Raw genomic sequence first — 17,697 nt, 5'->3', positions numbered from 1 at the left:
TATAAAACATAATTGCAAAATTCACGGTAATTTCTTGAATTTTTGGATATAATAGCTAAAATTGCAATTTATAGAAAGAAAATAATGCTCCAAAAAAAAACTTATTTTATTGATTCTTGCGATGATATTGAGCTTGGTATAAAAAGAGAAAGTAAGCCTGAAGTTATACTTACATATGATGATAGTAAAGATATTAAAGCTATAGTCTGTATTATACAAGGGCTTGGGGCTGATATAAACGATCCTGTGCTTAAATTTAATATGGAGTATTTTGCTACAAAATATGATGTGGCATTAATGAGTGTTAATTATCATGCTATAGGAAATCGTCCTCAAATTGGAGCAAAGTGGTATTTGGATGATATTGATAAATTAATTTTTGAAGCAAGCATAAAAGCTCTTGATATAACAATTCCTTATGATATACAAAAACTAAATACTTTTGAAGAATTTCATCCTGCTATGGATTATCTTAATAAAAAAATTCAAACTATGAAAGATGATTGGGAGTTAAATAGGGATTATTTTTTAAATTTAAGTGTTAGTTTAAACACTACAAATAATGAATATCAAAATTATGGCATTATGCAAACTATTGATGTTTTAAATGCTTTACTTTATGCAAAAACAAGTATTTTTAAAAATAAAAAATTAAAAATTATAACAGTTGGTGTATCTCATGGATCGTATATGGCGTTTTTATGCGCAAAAATAGCTCCATGGCTTATAGATGTTGTGCTTGATAATTCTACTCATGTAACCTTAGAAGGTGATGCATGGAGGTATATAGGTTTTGGGAAAGAAATTGATTTTAGTAAGTATGCATGTTTTGCAACTTTTGCTTTTTTTAATAATATTAGATTATGTGCTTGTGAAAAAACGCTATGGACTACTAATAAAAAATCACCTTATTATTTTTCTAATGCAAGAAAATTAATTAGAGAAATTTTAAATAAAAATCACTTATCCACTCAAGCAAAATACCCAAAACCAAAATATATTATATATTATAGCATTCATGATGAATATGTTCCTTTAGAGGAAAAAGAAGCTTGTATTGATATATTAAATGAGCTTGGTTTTGATCTTGAAATTATAAAAATATACGATGAAAAGCAAATTGATGGAAAATTTATTAAAAATTTAAAACATGGCATGGGGATACCTGTGAAATTGCTTATCAAAAAGCATTTGCCACAAATTTTAGAAGAACCATTTAACGATAAAATTTGTAAAAAAGAAATTTCTTATGAGAGTGATGATTTAATCTATACTTTTAAAGAAATTAATAATAAAATATTATTAGAAATTCAAAAAAGCAAAGGACAATAATGAAAAATTTTTTTAGCACTTTAAAAGATAAAGAATTTATTTTTGCACCACAATGTTATAAAACTTGTAATGGAGGATGTTGTCATAATATATATGCACAATATTTTAAATTTAATAAATCAAATGCAGTGATTTTGCCAATGTTAGAAATTGAATATCTTAGCTTAAAACAAGCTGGGAATAATTATTTAGAAAATGGAAAAGTCAATACGCTAACTTTAAAAAACGGCAAAAAAATTAATATGTATTTTGCAAAATGTGATTTAAATGGACTTTGTGATCCACATAGCTTACGCCCTTTAATTTGCAAGCTTTATCCATATTATCCACAAGTTGATTATGATGGAAATTTTTTAGGAGTTAAGCCTTGTGCTTTATTTGATATATTTTATAAAGATGCGAAAAAGCATTATTGTACGATTACACATAGAAAAAATGATGAATTTTTGAAAGAATTTGAAGAAAATACATTAATTTTAAGAAAAGAACCTATAATGATTTTTGTATTTAAAGTGCTTGAAATTATCGAAGATACTCTTAAGCAATATACTTATGATCATTATAAAAAAGTAATTTATCTTGAAGATTTAACGCATGAAGAAAAATTTGATTTCTTTGCTTTTCAAGAGATCAATTCTATGACTATGCAAGCATATAAAAATGAAAAATTTATTAACAGCGTTCAAGAGGTTTATGATAATTTAGAAAAAAAATATCATGATGAATTTACACAATATTTTGAGTAATTAAAATGCTAAAAAATGAAACTTATTTTATTGATTCTTGTGATGATGTAGAACTTGGTATAAAAAGAAAAAATAAGCTTGAATATAGAATAAGTTATGATGATGAAAAAACTATGAAAGCTATAGTTTTTATCATAGGTGGTTATGGTGCAAATATTGATTTATCTATAATGGATTTTAACAGAGAATTTGTTGCAAAAAAATTTGATGTTGTAGCGGTAAATGTTTTATATCATTGTTTTAGTTGTAGGATTAATGAAAAAGATAAAAAATATAGTGCTAGTTTTTTATTTGATCCACAAACTGTAATTAAACTTAAAAATACTTTAAATATGTTTAAAATAAATATTGATGGAATGAATGCTTTTAATGCAGGAGAGTATTTTAAGATATTAGATGCAAATATTACTTCTTTAAAACAAAAAGATTGTTTAAATAAAGATTATAAAATATTTTTGTCATTAGACTTATGTCCTCCAAATGATGAATATCAAAACTATGGCATTATGGCTGCAATTGATCATGTAAATGTTTTAAAAGATATCATTAAAAAATATCCCAAATTTAAAACTTTACCTAAAATATATAGTGGAAAATCTTATGGGGGATATCTTTCATTGTTGATTGCAAAAATAGCTCCATGGTATATTGATGGAGTGATAGATAATTCAGGTGAAGCGATGTTGCTTTTAGGTTATATTATAGGAAAAGACTTAAATAATGTTGATGCATTTTATCATGGACAAAATTATACAATTGGTGCTTATTTAAAAACACTCTGGAATGCTGATCGAAATTCTCCTTATTGTTTTAAAGATGAAAATTTTTTAATTAGAACATTACTAAATAAAGATCATTTACTTATACAAGCAAATAAAAGTAAAAATATAATTTATACAAGCTATCATAGCTCAGCAGATGAAATGACATCTTATGAGTATAAAACACAATTTATGGAATTTTTAAAAGCCTTAGGATATGAAGTAAATTTTCATTTAATAAAAGAAGAAGATATAGATGGCAAATTTGTTAAAAATTTAGATCATGGTTGTGGTATAACTGATAAAGCCATGTTTAATAAAGAATTACCTTTAATGCTTGAAAAATTAAAAGATAAAACTTTTGATATAAAAGAAGATAGTATAAGTTATCCTTGCAAAGATAAAGTTTTTACTTTTAAAGATAAAGGTGATAAATTTGTGCTTGAGATTATATAGTCTCAAGCATATTTTTTATTGCGGAAAAATCCTCAAAATTATCTGGAGTTATATATTTAGCGTCTAAATTTTTTCCAATAAATTTTTCTATTTCTAAGATTAATTTCATCATATCCATACTGTCAATAATATCTTCATCTACTAAATTGCGACTACTCTCGTTAATGTCACTTCTATTAATTGCATTAAACATATTCTGTATATTTTCAATCGTAATATTCATAAATACTTCCTTTTAAATACTAAATTTTTAAAGATTATACCATATTTAATTTTGTAAAATAGAATATAAATGCTGTTTTATTGACTTTATTATTTATTGATGTTTATAAAACTTCATTTTGCTTATTGTAAAAGTTTATTAAAACCTTCCTATCAATCTTCCCATTTGCATTTAAAGCAAATTGTTCTATTTTAACAAATTTTTTAGGTATCATGTAAACAGGGAGTTTGTCTTTTAAAAAGTTTTTAAAATCTAACTCTTCCTTGCATTCGTAAAAACAAATAATATCTTCTTTAAAAATACAAGCACAATTTCTTACATTCTCATGAGAATTTATAATGCTTTCTATCTCTCCAAGTTCTATACGATGACCCATGTATTTGATTTGATGATCTATCCTTCCATAGCATAAAAGCTCGCCAAAATCATTATAAGCTACTACATCACCTGTTTTATAAAGCAAGTCTAGGTAATTATCATGCAAAGGATTTTGTACAAAAGCTTTTTGTGTTTTTTCTTTATCGTTGTAATACCCTAAAGAAAGACAAGTCCCTCTTACATAAAGCTCGCCTTTAATTCCCACTTGACTTGGAGTAATTAAATTTAAATCCTCATCAAATACTAAAAGCTGAGTATTTTTACAAGCTTTTCCTATAGGTAAAAGTTCATCATCGCTAAATTGCCTATCAATTATATAAAAAGAACATACATCAGTAATTTCTGTAGGTCCATATAAATTTGCAAATAAAGCATTAGGAAGGTGTTTACGCCAAATGTTTAATTGCTTATTTGGCATGATTTCACCACAAAAAAGGACTTTATTTAAACATTCTAGTTTGAAAGTATCAAGAGCGTTGGTATTAGCAAAATAAATCAGTACAGAAGGCACCCAAAATATAGTATTTACTTCATTATTAACTAAATACTCCATTATTTTATTTGGAAAAGCAAATAAATGATTTGGAAGTATGTGAAGTGTAGCGCCTGCTTTTATAGATGAGAAAATATCTAAAATGCTATTATCAAAATAAAATGGCGCTTGATTAGCAAGTATATCTTCATGACTTAGTTTAAAAGTCTCACATACCCAAAAAGTATAATCAATAACACTTTTATGACTTATACTCACTCCTTTTGGAGTTCCTGTGCTTCCACTTGTAAAAAAGACATAAAGCAAGTTTGTATCTATGTGATTATTTAAAGCTTTTTCTAAAGCATTTTCATTTATATCAAAGCTTTCAAAATCTTCTGTGAAGATAGTATCAAGATTAAAACCTAAATTTAATTTTTTAGAAGTGATTAAAAGCTTTGGTTTTAAAACTTCTATGACTTTTTCTACACGCTCTTTAGGACTTTTTTCATCTAAAAGTGTATAAAAATTTCCACTTTTTGCTACACCAAAAAAAGAAAGCAAACAATCAATCCCTTTAGGAAGTATGATTAATACAGGTTCTTGTGTGCTTTTTGTAGGAAGTTTAGAAAGAATTTTACTTGCTATTTTTTTACTTAAATCATCAAAATCTTTATAGCTTATACTTCTGCCATTAAACTCAACAAAAGCATTTTTACTTCCAAATTTAGCAACGCTTTCTTGTAAAAAATCATTGATGTGGGTTGTCATTTTATTCCTTTAGTAAACCATATGGATTATCTTTTAAATATCTCATTGTATCTAAAAAATATCTTTTGCTTTCAAGACTCACTATGTGAGAACCTGCAAAATTAATTATATTGAAATTATTGTTTTCTTTTAATATATTTATTTGTTGTTGCTTAGAGATTGAAGAATTTTTATCTATATATCTTACATAATAGTCTATATTTGTATTATGCTTAATATTATTTTCATCTATTAAAATACCTTTGAAATTTTTAAAATACCTATAGGGTACTTTAGCTACTTCTTCTATATAATGAGTAAATGTATATCCTATTAAATATGTTCCAAATAGCATTATTTTTCCATTATTTTTTCGAAGTGTTTCATATACACAATTTTCTCCAAAACAACTTGTAGTATCCTTTAAAAACAATTCTTCTTTAGCTCCTTTAATGGCAAAAGAAAATATAGGATCATTGGTGCGTTTTACCCCCCCCCATCTACGAAAATATTCATTTAAAGCACCCATTTTTGTTGGAGAATTTAATTTATCATAAACTTCATTTTTGCAAAAACTATAAGTAAATGTAGGCATAATTAAAGTACCTTCTTTGCCTATAACTTCAAAAAAACAATCCAATATAGTTTGTAAAAATTCATTTCTAGGAAGCAACGGTCTACCAAAATTAAATAATTCTGTATGAACGCATAAAATATCACCTTTTTTAATATCAAGTTTTTCAAAAGTTTTCAATAAATCAACATTAGAATAATTTTTATTATTATATTTTAAGAAATATTTCATTTTATTAATTCGTGAAATTTTAATTTTTCTACTAAATCTTTTAATTCATAAGCTTGTATATCAAGCTTTGAGGCTATATCTAAAACATCATTTTTGCCATCACAAAAGGCTAGAAAATCGACCGAGATTGGTTTTTTGACAACTCCTTGGTTTAAAGTATGGTATAAGTTTCTTTTGCCTAAATTAGGTTCGCAAAATGTTGTTAATTTATAAGTTTCATTTATTTCTAAATTCATGATGATTTCTTGCATAGCTTTTAAACCACCTTGTAATCCCTCTTCGCTGATGAAATTTAAATCATCTTTACTAGTGTGGTATTCTTTATAATCGCCAAATCTAGTCCTGCAGATTCCTACAACAGGTAAATTGATTAAGGGTGCGCAAAATTGTCTTTCATTTCCACCTCTATCTAAAAAGCTAAATTCTTTAAAATTATTTTTTTCTTTTAAGGTATGCAAGGTTACTTTATCTGCTAGGGTATTTTCACTTGGAGTGTGTATGAGTGAGTAAGCATTATCATCACCTATGCAAGAGAGTGCAAAGCCTGCTTTGGTATGCTTTTGTAAATGCTTTAAATGTTTGCTAAGATAAACTATACTCCCTATGGTTTCAGGAGCAAAAACAAAACGATAATTGTATTTTCTTTCTTTAAGCTCTAAAAGCCATTTAGCTAAAAACGCAGCTACTACAGGGCCACTTAGCTCGTTATTTGCCATAGATGGATGACAAAGATAAGTAGAGATTAAAATTTCATCTTTTGTTTCTTGTGTGCTAGGTATGAGTAAATCAGCATAGTTTAAAACCCCATTTTCATGGTGTTTTGCATCTATGAAAACTTTATATTTTCCTTCTTTTAGTTTAACCCTATCTTCATGTTTGATGCAAAATCCCCAACGCCTTTTATAATAGCTTGTCACATAAGGTATAGCATCAGGATAGTCTTCTATAGAGTAAAGATGTTCTTGTAGGCTTGCTAGATCAAGTTCTGTGTCTATACCTTCGCTATAGTTTAACACATGAAGATTATTTTGCTTAAAATCACAAATTTTTTCTCCATCTGGAGTGATGATATAAGCATCGTTTATTTCCCATTCAGCAGGCACTTCCCAATCAAACACTTTACTCCCACTTGCTATAGAGTGAATTTTTAATATACCTCCACCCATAGCCTCATCAAGTATTTTCAAGCTTTGTCTAAAACCTTCACCTGTAATGCTTCTGCATATAGGAAAAAGCTTACAAGCTAGCTCATGTATACTTTTACTCACAACATCCCTTTTTAGTTTCTTCTAAAATCTTAAATAAACTATCTTTAATAAATTGTGCTTCTTTTAAGCTCATTTCTTGATGAGCAGGTATACTAAGCTGGGCTTTGTAAAAATTATCCGCATTTTCTAAGAATAAATTTCCATATAGGTTTTTATAATAACTAAATTCATAAGTAGGTTTGTAATGCACTTGTACACCTATGCCCAAATTTAATAATTTTTCAAAAATAATTTCTTTTTGGCAATAAAATTCAGGGAAAAGCAAAATAGGATATAAATGTCTCGAGCTTTTTTTATAATCTTTGATTTTTATGATGCTAAAATAAGGATTTTTTTCAAACTCTTTATCATAAAAACTTGTGATTATTTCTCTTTTTTCTAGCATATTATCAAGTTTTTTAAGTTGATTTATGCCCAAAGCACAGGCCACATCACTCAAACGATAGTTATATCCTAAATCGATCATATCACTATCCCAAAGTCTTTTTTTGACTATGCCATGACTTCTTAAAAGCTTGATTTTTGAAATTAATTCCTTATTATTACTAACAACAGCACCACCTTCAAAGGTCGTGATAGGTTTAACTGGATGAAAGGAAAATATGTTTAAATCCGCCATAGATCCTACTTTTTGATCTTTATAAATAGCACCTAGGGCGTGACTTGCATCATCAATCAGTGGGATGTTATATTGTTTAGCTAAGGTTAAGATTTCATCCATTTCTACGCTATTTCCAGCAAAATCAACCGCGCAAATTGCTCCTATATTGGAGCTATCTTGGCTTAATCTTAAAGCAAGTTTTTTCTCATCAATATTTCCATCACTTTTTACATCTATAAACTCAACCCTAGCACCTGCCATTAAAGCTGCATTTGCAGTTGCTGCAAAAGTTATAGGGGTTGTTAAAACGATTTTATCTTTTACATTTAAAGATAAATACGCAAGGTGTAAGGCAGAAGTAGCTGAATTTAGTACGCAAGCATATTTTACACCTATATATTCACAAAGGGCTTGTTCAAATTCTTCAACTTTTTTACCACCGGTTAAAAAATCATCTTTTAAAGCTTCGCAAACTATTTGTATGTCTTGATTGTCAATATTTTGATGAGAATAAGTAAGCATAATTAATCTACCTTAGTATGATTAATGATATTTAAAAGTTCTTCTTGGCTAATCCATGATGGATTATTATCTGAACTATAAGAAAAACCATTAGAAACTTTTTTGCCTTTTTGACCTTTTGCATTTATGCTAAAATCAATATCAATATTATTAAACTGAATACTTGGGCTTATAGCGTAATAATCCTTAAATTCATAAGTTAAATGACTATCATCTCTTGAAATCATAATTTCATGTAGTTTTTCACCTGCTCTTATGCCTATGATTTTATGAGTCAAATTAGGAGCCATGGTTTTAGCTAAATCAACGATTTTCATAGAAGGAATTTTTGGTACAAAAATTTCTCCTCCATGCATGCATGCAAAATTATTCAGTACAAAATTAACTCCATCTTCTAAAGATATCCAAAATCTTGTCATTCTCTCATCTGTAATAGGAAGTTCTTTGGCACCTTCATTGATTAGTTTTTTGAAAAATGGTATAACAGAGCCTCTTGAGCCTACTACGTTACCATATCGTGTAACACTAAATTTAGTATGAGAGCTTCCTGCGATGTTATTTGCTGCTACAAAAAGCTTATCACTCGCAAGCTTTGTAGCTCCGTATAAATTAATAGGATTACATGCTTTATCGGTTGAAAGTGCGATACATTTTTCTACATTATTTTCTAAACACGCATCAATTACATTTTGTGCTCCATGGATGTTAGTTTTTATACATTCCATGGGATTATATTCTGCAATTGGTACATGTTTCATAGCAGCTGCATGGATTACAAAATCCACATCTTTCATTGCTATATTTAATCTTTCTTTATCTCTTACATCGCCTATGAAATAACGCATACAATTATCATTAAATTCTCTTGCCATTTCAAATTGCTTAAGTTCATCGCGTGAATAGATGATGATTTTTTTAGGTTGGTATTTTTGAAGTAAAGTTTTTGTATAAGTCTTTCCAAAACTTCCTGTACCACCGGTGATTAAAATGCTTTTTCCATTAAACATATTTATTTTCCTATTACTTGACTAAGTTTTTATATCGGCTGAAAATAAAATTATTTTAAAATTCTTGGTAAAGTTATACCTGTTTGGGCTTGGTATTTGCCTTTTTTATCAGCATATGTTACATCACAAGGCTCATCTCCTTGTAGAAATAAAACTTGAGCTATACCTTCATTAGCATAAATTTTAGCAGGTAGTGGGGTTGTGTTTGAAATTTCTATAGTGATATGTCCTTCAAAACCTGGTTCAAAAGGAGTTACATTTACTATGATGCCACATCTTGCATAAGTGCTTTTACCAAGGCAAATGGCTAAAACATCATTTGGCATTTTAAAATACTCAACCGTTCTTGCTAGGGCGAAAGAGTTTGCAGGAACTATGCAAACATCACCTTCAAAATCCACTACATTTTCTTCTACAAAATTTTTAGGATCTACAACAGTGGAATTTACATTAGTAAAAATTTTAAATTCTCTTCCAACTCTTATATCATATCCATAGCTTGAAAGCCCATAACTAACTATACCTTTGCCTATATTTGCTTCGCAAAATGGCTCTATCATATTGTGCTCTAATGCCATTTTTTTGATCCAATTATCTGCTTTTAAGCCCATTTTTGTCCTTTATAATTAAAGTGAATTTTTAAATTATATCTTAAAATAAAAGTAAAAAATAAATAATTGAAGTTATTTTTAGTATTTTTATATATAATTATAAATTAAGTCTTATAAATTAAGGAGAATATATGACAAAAGAAGAAATTAAAGAACTAATGCAACTTTTTGCAGAAGCAAGTATAAGCAAGATTAAAATAAAAGAACAAGATGGATTTGAAATAGAACTAGAAAAAGATTTATGTTGTGAATTACCAGCTCCAGCTCCAGTTGCTCCAGCTCCACAGCCAATTAATGTAAATGTAGTTAATGAAACCAAAGCAAGCTCAAGCTCTTCTAATAAACCAACTATCAATAGTCCTATGGTAGGTACTTTTTATCAAGCTCCAAGCCCAGGTGCAGCACCTTTTGCTAAAGCAGGACAAACTATTAAAAAAGGAAGTACTATAGCAATTATTGAAGCGATGAAAATCATGAATGAAATCGAAGCTGAGTATGATTGTAGAATAGTAGAAGTACTAGTTGCAGATGGTCAGCCTGTAGAATTTGGCATGCCTTTATTTGTGGTGGAGAAATTATAAAATGGAAATTAAAAAAGTTTTAATAGCAAATCGTGGAGAAATTGCATTAAGAGCTTTAAGAACTGTAAAAGAAATGGGAAAAAAAGCAATTTGTGTGTATTCAACTGCAGATAAAGATGCTTTGTATTTAAAATATGCTGATGCAAGTATTTGCATAGGAAATGCAAGAAGTTCAGAAAGTTATTTAAATATCCCAGCTATTATTAGTGCAGCTGAAATTAGCGAAGCGGATGCGATTTTTCCAGGATATGGATTTTTAAGTGAAAATCAAAATTTTGTTGAAATTTGTGCAAAACATAATATCAAATTCATAGGCCCTTCCGTAGCTGCTATGGCATTAATGAGTGATAAAAGCAAAGCAAAGCAAGTAATGCAAAGAGCAGGTGTGCCTGTTATACCAGGAAGCGATGGGGCTTTAAATGGAGTTGAAGCAGCTAAAAAGCTTGCTAAAGAAATAGGTTATCCTGTGATTTTAAAAGCAGCAGCAGGCGGTGGTGGCCGTGGTATGCGTGTAGTCGAAGATGAAAAAGATTTAGAAAAAGCTTATTGGTCAGCTGAAAGTGAAGCTATGAGCGCTTTTGGTGATGGAACTATGTATATGGAAAAATATATCCAAAACCCACGCCACATAGAAGTGCAAATCATAGGAGATAGCTTTGGTAATGTAATTCATTTGGGCGAAAGAGATTGTTCTATGCAAAGACGCCATCAAAAATTAATAGAAGAATCTCCTGCAATTTTACTCGATGAAAAAACAAGAGCAAGACTTCATGAAACCGCAGTTAAAGCAGCTAAGGCTATTGATTATGAAGGTGCAGGAACTTTTGAATTTTTAGTGGATAAAAATTTAGATTTTTATTTTATAGAAATGAATACGCGTTTACAAGTTGAGCATTGTGTGAGTGAGATGGTAAGTGGGGTGGATATTATCGAGCTTATGATTAAAGTAGCAGAAGGGTATCCTTTGCCAAAACAAGAAGAAATAAAACTTAAAGGCCATTCTATAGAATGTAGAATCACTGCTGAAGATTCTAAAACCTTTATGCCATGTCCAGGTAAGATTACCAAATATGTAGCTCCAGCAGGACGCAATGTAAGAATGGAAAGTCATTGTTATCAAGATTATAGTGTGCCTCCTTATTATGATTCTATGATTGGAAAGTTAGTTGTTTGGGGAGAAGATAGAAATACAGCTATTTCTAAAATGAAAATAGCCTTGCAAGAGCTTATCGTAGGTGGGATTAAAACAACTAAAGATTTTCATTTAGCTATGATGGATAATGCAGATTTTATCAATAATAATTATGATACAAATTATCTTTCAAGACATTAATTAAGATAGGTTTTTTTAACCTATCTTAATTCTTCTATATGAGCATTAGCTCTTATTTTATCAAGATGATTTTTTAAAGCTTGTTCTTTTTGATTTATAGTGTATGCATTTGTAATTTGATCTTTGATTAAATCAAATTCGATAGGGTTTTTACCATATTTTTCTTTTACAAAATATACTATATAAGCATTTTCGCCATTTAATACCGGTGTAAATTCTCCTATTTTGGTATTATTTAATAAAGCAAGCAATCTTGGATCTATGCTAGCTGCGTTTAAACTAATGGCTTTTGATTTAATTTGAGAATTTTTATACATAGGATTTTGTGCAAGTTGTTGTAAAAGCTCAGGATTAGTAGAATTATAAACAACTAAGTCTATATTTGAAAAAGTGCTAAATTTATCAAGATTGCTTTCATAAAAATGCTTTAGTGTTTCATCATCGATATTGATTTTTGCATTTTGCATTATGCTTCTATAAAGTTTTTCTCTTTCAAGATCTTTTCTAACCTTATTTTTAAAAACTTCAAAACTTAAACCATCTTTTTCCATTCTTGCTTGCAAACCATTAATGTCAGTTTTATTGCCTTTTGCTATTTGGTCTAATTTTTCATTAAGCTCAAAAGTACTTACATAAATTCCTAGCTTTTTAGCTTCACTTTGTTGAATTTTATCATCTACTAAAAATGCTATAGCCTTTTGCTTATCGTTAGTTTTTAATTCTTTCATGGTTTGTTCTATATCATAAAGAGTAATAGGTTGATTTTCTACTATCATTGCTACGCCACCAAGGGTTTGAGCATATAAAACATTTGCAGCAAAACAACAAGATATTAAAAATTTTCTCATATAAAACCTTTATTTAAGTGTAAATATAGCATTATAACAATAAAAATTTAAAAAAGGTAAAAATATGCAAGAAATCACAACGCGTTTTGCTCCTTCTCCTACTGGATATTTACACATTGGAGGCTTAAGAACAGCTTTATATAATTATCTTTATGCAAGAAAAAATAAGGGTAAGTTTTTATTGCGTATTGAAGATACGGATTTAAAAAGAAATTCACAAGAAGCTACACAAGCTATTATAGAAGCATTTAAATGGTGTGGACTTGATTATGATGGAACGATTGAGTATCAATCCCAAAGATTTGATATTTATAAAAAATACATTCAAAAATTATTGGATGAGGGTAAGGCTTATTATTGTTATATGAGCAAGGAAGAGCTTGATGAGTTAAGAGCTAAGCAAGAAGCAGCTAAAGAGCGCCCAAAATATGATGGTAGATATAGAGATTTTAAAGGAACCCCTCCAAGTGGTATTGAGCCAGTGGTACGTATAAAAGCACCACAAAGTGGAGAGATTAAATTTATAGATGGTATTAAAGGTGAGGTTAGTTTTAAGGCTGAAGATATTTTAGATGATTTTGTAATTGCAAGAAGTGATGGTAGTCCAATTTATAATTTAACCGTTGTAATTGATGATGCACTAATGGGCGTAAGTGATGTTATAAGAGGGGATGATCATTTATCAAATACTCCAAAACAAATAGTTCTTTATGAAGCGTTAGGCTTTAAAATTCCTAAATTTTATCATGTGGCTATGATACATGGAGAAGATGGTAAAAAACTTTCTAAGCGTCATGGGGCAACTGATGTGATGGAGTATAAAAATATGGGAATTTTACCTCAAGCTTTGTTAAATTTTTTAGTGCGTCTTGGTTGGAGTCATGGCGATGATGAAATTTTTTCACTAGAAAGCATGCAAGAGCTTTTTGATCCAAATCATATTAACAAAAGTGCGTCTTGTTATAATTTTAAAAAGCTAGAATGGCTTAATGCTCATTATATTAAAACTTTACCTTTTGAAGAAATCAATAGACAATTAAAAGATTTAGGATTTGATTTAAGTCAGTATGAAAAAGCAGGATTTTTACTGGATATGTTAAGAGAGAGAGCTAAAACCTTACATGATATCATTAGTGGGGCTAAAGTGTTACTAAATGAACCAAAAGAATATGATCAAAAGGCTGTAGATAAATTTCTTAATGTAACAAATTTAACTTATTTGGAAAAATACGCTATGGTTTTAAATGAGCAAAAAAATGCTTGCGAATTTGAAGAATTAACTAATCAATTCTTAGAAGAAAATAATCTTAAGTTAAAAGATCTAGCTCAAGCCATACGCATTGCACTCACTGGAAGCTCGGTAAGTCCTAGTATATTTGAAGTATTAGAATTTTTAGGAGTGCAAAAAGCTAAGCTTAGAATAGAAAATTTACTAACTTACATGAAGGAGAAATAATGAATTTAAAAGAAGAAGCCTTAGAATACCACCTTGGTGGGAAAGTAGATATAATTGCTAAAAAACCTATGGATAGTGCGCATGATTTATCTTTAGCGTATTCTCCAGGGGTTGCTGAACCTTGCCTTGAAATAGCAAAAGATGAAACTTTAGCCTATAAATACACTAATAAAGCTAATTTAGTTGCCATAGTAAGTGATGGTAGTGCGGTTTTGGGACTTGGCAATATAGGTGCAAGTGCAAGTAAGCCTGTGATGGAAGGAAAGGCATGTTTGTTTAAAAAATTTGCTAATGTTAATGCTTATGATATAGAAATTAATGCTCATAGTGTAGATGAGATTGTTGCCTTTTGTAAAGCTGTAGCGCCTACTTTTGGAGGGATTAATTTAGAAGATATTTCAGCACCAAAATGCTTTGAAATAGAAGCTGCTTTGCAAGATCTTGGAATTCCAGTAATGCATGATGATCAACATGGCACTGCGATCATTTCCACAGCAGGGTTAATGAATGCTATGGAAATTAGTGGTAAAAAATTTGAAGATATTAAAGTAGTAGTAAGTGGCGCGGGTGCAGCGGGTATTGCAAGTGCTAGAATGTATAGAAATTTAGGGGTTAAAAATATCGTTTTAGTAGATAGTAAAGGTGTGATTAATACCCAAAGAAATGATTTAAATAAATACAAACTAGAATTTGTAAGCGATACCAAAGATAGTACTTTAAGAGAGGCTTTAAAAGGTGCTGATGTATTTTTAGGTTTAAGTGCGCCCAAGATTTTAGATGATGAAATGATTTTAAGTATGGCTAAGGATCCTGTGATTTTTGCACTAGCTAATCCTGTGCCTGAAGTAATGCCTGAGGATGTTAAAAGAGTAAGAAGTGATGCTATAGTTGGAACAGGTAGAAGTGATTATCCAAATCAAATTAACAATGTTTTAGGTTTTCCTTTTATTTTTAGAGGAGCCTTAGATGTAAAAGCGACCAAAATCACTGAAAATATGAAAGTAGCTGCTGCTAAGGCTTTGGCTGATTTAGCTAAGCTTGAGGTAACTGATGAGGTAAAACAAGCTTATGGAATAGAAGAGCTTAGCTTTGGTAGAGATTATGTGATACCAAAACCATTTGATAGCAGAGTAAAAGCTGTAGTTAGCGCTGCTGTGGCAAAAGCTGCAGTTGAAGATGGAGTGGCTTTGGTCAAAGAATTTGACTATCAAAAATATTTAGCAAGCTTACAATAGTTTTTATGGATTAAGTTTTATTTAAAATATTTTTTTAAATAAAACTTAATTTTTATTTTCAATCTTTCAATTTAACCTTTCTCTTATTTTATTTTTTATTTAATAATCTTAGATTACAAAATATTTTTAATAATAAATATTAAATTTTTATATAAATTTTAGTATTGATTATATTTTTAATTAAATTAATTTATATTTAAGATATTTTTTTATAGGATACTAATACTTAATCATAGAAAGGCTAAGATGGTTTTTGGAAAGATAGATTATCTTAATTTACTCCCTTTGCATATCTATCTTAAAAAAACAGCTTTTCCTAGCTATGTTAAGCAAACTACAGAATACAAAAAAGGGGTTCCTAGTAAGCTAAATCGCCATTTGTATTTTAGACGCATTGATGCAGCGATTATCTCAAGTATTGAAAGTCGTAGAAAAAAATACAAAACCTTAAATGTGGGAATTTGCGCAAGCAAAAAGGTAAAAAGCGTTTTAGTGAAAAAACATTCTCAAAGCAAAGAAGATGCAAGCTCTGCAACTTCTAATGCTCTTGCAAAAGTTTTAAAGCAAAAAGGGGAGGTTATCATCGGTGATAAGGCTTTAAAACTTTATTTGCAAAATCCAAAAGATTATATTGATTTATGTGAATTATGGTATGAGAAGACAAAATTACCTTTTGTTTTTGCACGCTTTTCTTGCGTTAAAAATTTTTCTATTTATAAAAGAATGATGAAAAATTTCACAAAAAGTAAAATTTTCATTCCACAATATATTTTGCTAGATTATTCTAAATCAAGAAATCTTTCTCAAAAGGAAATTAGCGCATACTTAAAGCTAATTTACTACAAAATAGGAACAAAGGAGCAAATGGCGCTAAAAAAATTTTTAGCTAAAACAAACAGCAAGATACTATAAAAAGGACAATTTATGAGTATGGCTAAACAATATATCAACGAAACTTTAGAAAAAATTCAAACAATTTCCCCAAGACAACCTATCTTTTTTCAAGCAGCAACTGAGGTATTAAATTCTTTAGAACCTTTACTTGAATCTAACAAAACCTACCAAGATCATGCGATATTAGAGCGTATTGTAATGCCTGAAAAAACGACTATTTTTAGAGTTGTATATATCAATGATGCAGGTAAAGCTCAAACACATTTTGGCTATAGGGTGCAGTTTAATTCTAGTTTAGGTCCTTATAAAGGTGGACTTAGATTTCATCCTAGTGTGAATTTGGATGTTTTGAAATTTTTAGGTTTTGAGCAAATTTTCAAAAATTCTTTAACAGGTTTAATGATAGGCGGTGCTAAAGGTGGAGCAAATTTTGATCCTAAAGGTAAAAGCGAAGCAGAAATTATGCGTTTTTGTCAAGCTTTTATGGCTGAACTTTCAAAAATCATAGGTGCAAACACCGATGTGCCAGCGGGTGATATAGGGGTTGGTGCTAGGGAAATTGGATATATGTTTGGAGCTTATAAGAAAATTAGCTCTAATTTTGATGGAACCTTAACGGGAAAGAAAATTCCATGGGGTGGAAGTTTAGCAAGGACAGAAGCAACAGGGTATGGTTGTGTGTATTTTACTCAAGAAATGCTAGCAAAATATAACAATGCATTAGAAGGAAAAGAGTGCGCAGTTTCAGGTAGCGGAAATGTGGCAATTTATACCATAGAAAAATTACACCAACTTGGCGCAAAAGCAATCACAATAAGTGATAGTGATGGATTTGTTTATGATAAAGATGGGATAGATTTGGATTTATTAAAAGAAATTAAAGAAGTAAAAAGAGCTAGGGTGAGTGATTATGCAGCGCTTAAAAAAGGTGCTATTTTTACTCCAAAAAGTGCATATAAGCAAGGTTGTAATGGAGTATGGAGTATACCTTGTGATATAGCTTTTCCAAGTGCTACGCAAAATGAGTTAAATTTAGAAGATATTAAAACCTTATATCATAATGGTTGTCGTATGGTAGCAGAGGGAGCTAATATGCCAAGCACGCTTGAAGCGATTGATTTTATGTTAAATCAAAAAGACTTTTTATTTGCCCCAGCTAAGGCTGCAAATGCAGGAGGAGTGGCAACTTCTCAACTTGAAATGCAACAAAATGCAAGCATGTGTCAATGGAGTTTTGAGGAAGTTGATGCAAAATTGCATAAGATTATGAAAAATATTTTTGAAAATTCATACGAGTGTGCAAAAGCTTATAATCATGAAGGAAATTTAGTAGTAGGTTCAAATATAGCAGGCTTTAAAAAAGTAGCTGATGCGATGATTGATCATGGTTATATTTAAAAAGATGGCTTAAATGCCAT

17 protein-coding genes are annotated in these 17,697 nt (G+C 29.6%); 9 read left to right on the top strand and 8 right to left on the bottom strand.

What is annotated here, in order from left to right; genetic code table 11:
* The first annotated feature begins 84 nt into the window (after nt 1–84).
* From CLLT_RS06560 to CLLT_RS06550, 3 genes are read left to right on the top strand one after another with little or no spacing between them, the layout of a single operon-like run.
* A complete protein-coding gene (locus CLLT_RS06560; RefSeq protein ID WP_074692879.1) occupies nt 85–1,332 on the top strand; it encodes a DUF2920 family protein in 1,248 nt (415 codons plus the stop codon).
* A complete protein-coding gene (locus tag CLLT_RS06555; RefSeq protein ID WP_074692877.1) occupies nt 1,332–2,078 on the top strand; it encodes a hypothetical protein in 747 nt (248 codons plus the stop codon). Before CLLT_RS06560 ends, CLLT_RS06555 begins: the two co-directional genes overlap by 1 nt.
* Nucleotides 2,079–2,083: 5 nt before the next feature.
* Nucleotides 2,084–3,295: a DUF2920 family protein gene (locus CLLT_RS06550; RefSeq protein WP_074692876.1), complete on the top strand. Its 1,212-nt coding sequence runs from the start codon at nt 2,084–2,086 to the stop codon at nt 3,293–3,295.
* Here CLLT_RS06550 and CLLT_RS06545 read toward each other — a convergent pair.
* The 7 genes from CLLT_RS06545 to dcd all read right to left on the bottom strand — a co-directional run bounded on the left by CLLT_RS06545 (nt 3,288) and on the right by dcd (nt 9,932).
* Entirely contained in the window at nt 3,288–3,518 is a 231-nt protein-coding gene (locus CLLT_RS06545) for an acyl carrier protein (protein WP_115614000.1), read from the bottom strand. The genes CLLT_RS06550 and CLLT_RS06545 overlap by 8 nt on opposite strands.
* 103 nt (nt 3,519–3,621) lie before the next feature.
* Nucleotides 3,622–5,139: an amino acid adenylation domain-containing protein gene (locus tag CLLT_RS06540; RefSeq protein ID WP_074692874.1), complete on the bottom strand. Its 1,518-nt coding sequence runs from the start codon at nt 5,137–5,139 to the stop codon at nt 3,622–3,624.
* Nucleotide 5,140: 1 nt separating this feature from the next.
* A complete protein-coding gene (locus CLLT_RS06535; protein WP_074692873.1) occupies nt 5,141–5,923 on the bottom strand; it encodes an AAC(3) family N-acetyltransferase in 783 nt (260 codons plus the stop codon).
* Nucleotides 5,920–7,191, bottom strand: a complete 1,272-nt coding sequence (locus CLLT_RS06530) for a DUF4910 domain-containing protein (protein WP_074692871.1) — start codon at nt 7,189–7,191, stop codon at nt 5,920–5,922. Before CLLT_RS06530 ends, CLLT_RS06535 begins: the two co-directional genes overlap by 4 nt.
* Nucleotides 7,184–8,314: a UDP-4-amino-4,6-dideoxy-N-acetyl-beta-L-altrosamine transaminase gene (pseC, locus tag CLLT_RS06525; protein ID WP_074692868.1), complete on the bottom strand. Its 1,131-nt coding sequence runs from the start codon at nt 8,312–8,314 to the stop codon at nt 7,184–7,186. Before pseC ends, CLLT_RS06530 begins: the two co-directional genes overlap by 8 nt.
* A 2-nt stretch (nt 8,315–8,316) precedes the next feature.
* Nucleotides 8,317–9,321, bottom strand: coding sequence for a UDP-N-acetylglucosamine 4,6-dehydratase (inverting) (gene pseB, locus CLLT_RS06520; protein WP_074692866.1), 1,005 nt, complete (start codon nt 9,319–9,321; stop codon nt 8,317–8,319).
* A 50-nt stretch (nt 9,322–9,371) separates the two neighbouring features.
* The gene (gene dcd / locus CLLT_RS06515; RefSeq protein ID WP_074692865.1) at nt 9,372–9,932 is read right to left on the bottom strand and encodes a dCTP deaminase; all 561 of its coding nucleotides are present in this window, start codon (nt 9,930–9,932) and stop codon (nt 9,372–9,374) included.
* Nucleotides 9,933–10,063: 131 nt separating this feature from the next.
* On the opposite strand from dcd, the gene accB reads away from it, so the two are divergent.
* Complete coding sequence (accB, locus tag CLLT_RS06510; RefSeq protein WP_012661996.1) at nt 10,064–10,513, top strand: acetyl-CoA carboxylase biotin carboxyl carrier protein; 450 nt, start codon at nt 10,064–10,066, stop codon at nt 10,511–10,513.
* A gap of 1 nt (nt 10,514) precedes the next feature.
* Nucleotides 10,515–11,846 carry an acetyl-CoA carboxylase biotin carboxylase subunit gene (locus CLLT_RS06505; protein WP_012661995.1) on the top strand — a complete coding sequence of 444 codons (1,332 nt, stop codon included), beginning with the start codon at nt 10,515–10,517 and terminating at the stop codon, nt 11,844–11,846.
* A gap of 20 nt (nt 11,847–11,866) precedes the next feature.
* Here CLLT_RS06505 and CLLT_RS06500 read toward each other — a convergent pair whose 3' ends face one another.
* On the bottom strand, nt 11,867–12,694 hold the full coding sequence (locus tag CLLT_RS06500; RefSeq protein WP_070257224.1) for a peptidylprolyl isomerase: 828 nt from the start codon (nt 12,692–12,694) through the stop codon (nt 11,867–11,869).
* Nucleotides 12,695–12,758: 64 nt separating this feature from the next.
* Between CLLT_RS06500 and gltX the strand changes: the two genes are divergently transcribed.
* From gltX to gdhA, 4 genes are all read left to right on the top strand, one after another.
* The gene (gene gltX / locus CLLT_RS06495; protein WP_012661993.1) at nt 12,759–14,150 is read left to right on the top strand and encodes a glutamate--tRNA ligase; all 1,392 of its coding nucleotides are present in this window, start codon (nt 12,759–12,761) and stop codon (nt 14,148–14,150) included.
* Complete coding sequence (locus CLLT_RS06490; RefSeq protein ID WP_074692863.1) at nt 14,150–15,385, top strand: malic enzyme-like NAD(P)-binding protein; 1,236 nt, start codon at nt 14,150–14,152, stop codon at nt 15,383–15,385. The genes gltX and CLLT_RS06490 overlap by 1 nt, the downstream gene beginning before the upstream one ends.
* 246 nt (nt 15,386–15,631) lie before the next feature.
* Complete coding sequence (locus CLLT_RS06485) at nt 15,632–16,297, top strand: MqnA/MqnD/SBP family protein (RefSeq protein WP_012661991.1); 666 nt, start codon at nt 15,632–15,634, stop codon at nt 16,295–16,297.
* A 12-nt stretch (nt 16,298–16,309) separates the two neighbouring features.
* Entirely contained in the window at nt 16,310–17,677 is a 1,368-nt protein-coding gene (gene gdhA / locus CLLT_RS06480) for an NADP-specific glutamate dehydrogenase (RefSeq protein ID WP_081352042.1), read from the top strand.
* The last annotated feature ends 20 nt before the right edge of the window (nt 17,678–17,697 follow it).

The sequence above is a fragment of the Campylobacter lari subsp. lari genome, from assembly GCF_013372185.1.
In the GTDB taxonomy this organism is placed as follows: Bacteria; Campylobacterota; Campylobacteria; order Campylobacterales; family Campylobacteraceae; genus Campylobacter_D; species Campylobacter_D lari.
This window is presented reverse-complemented; position numbering and strand designations above follow the sequence as displayed.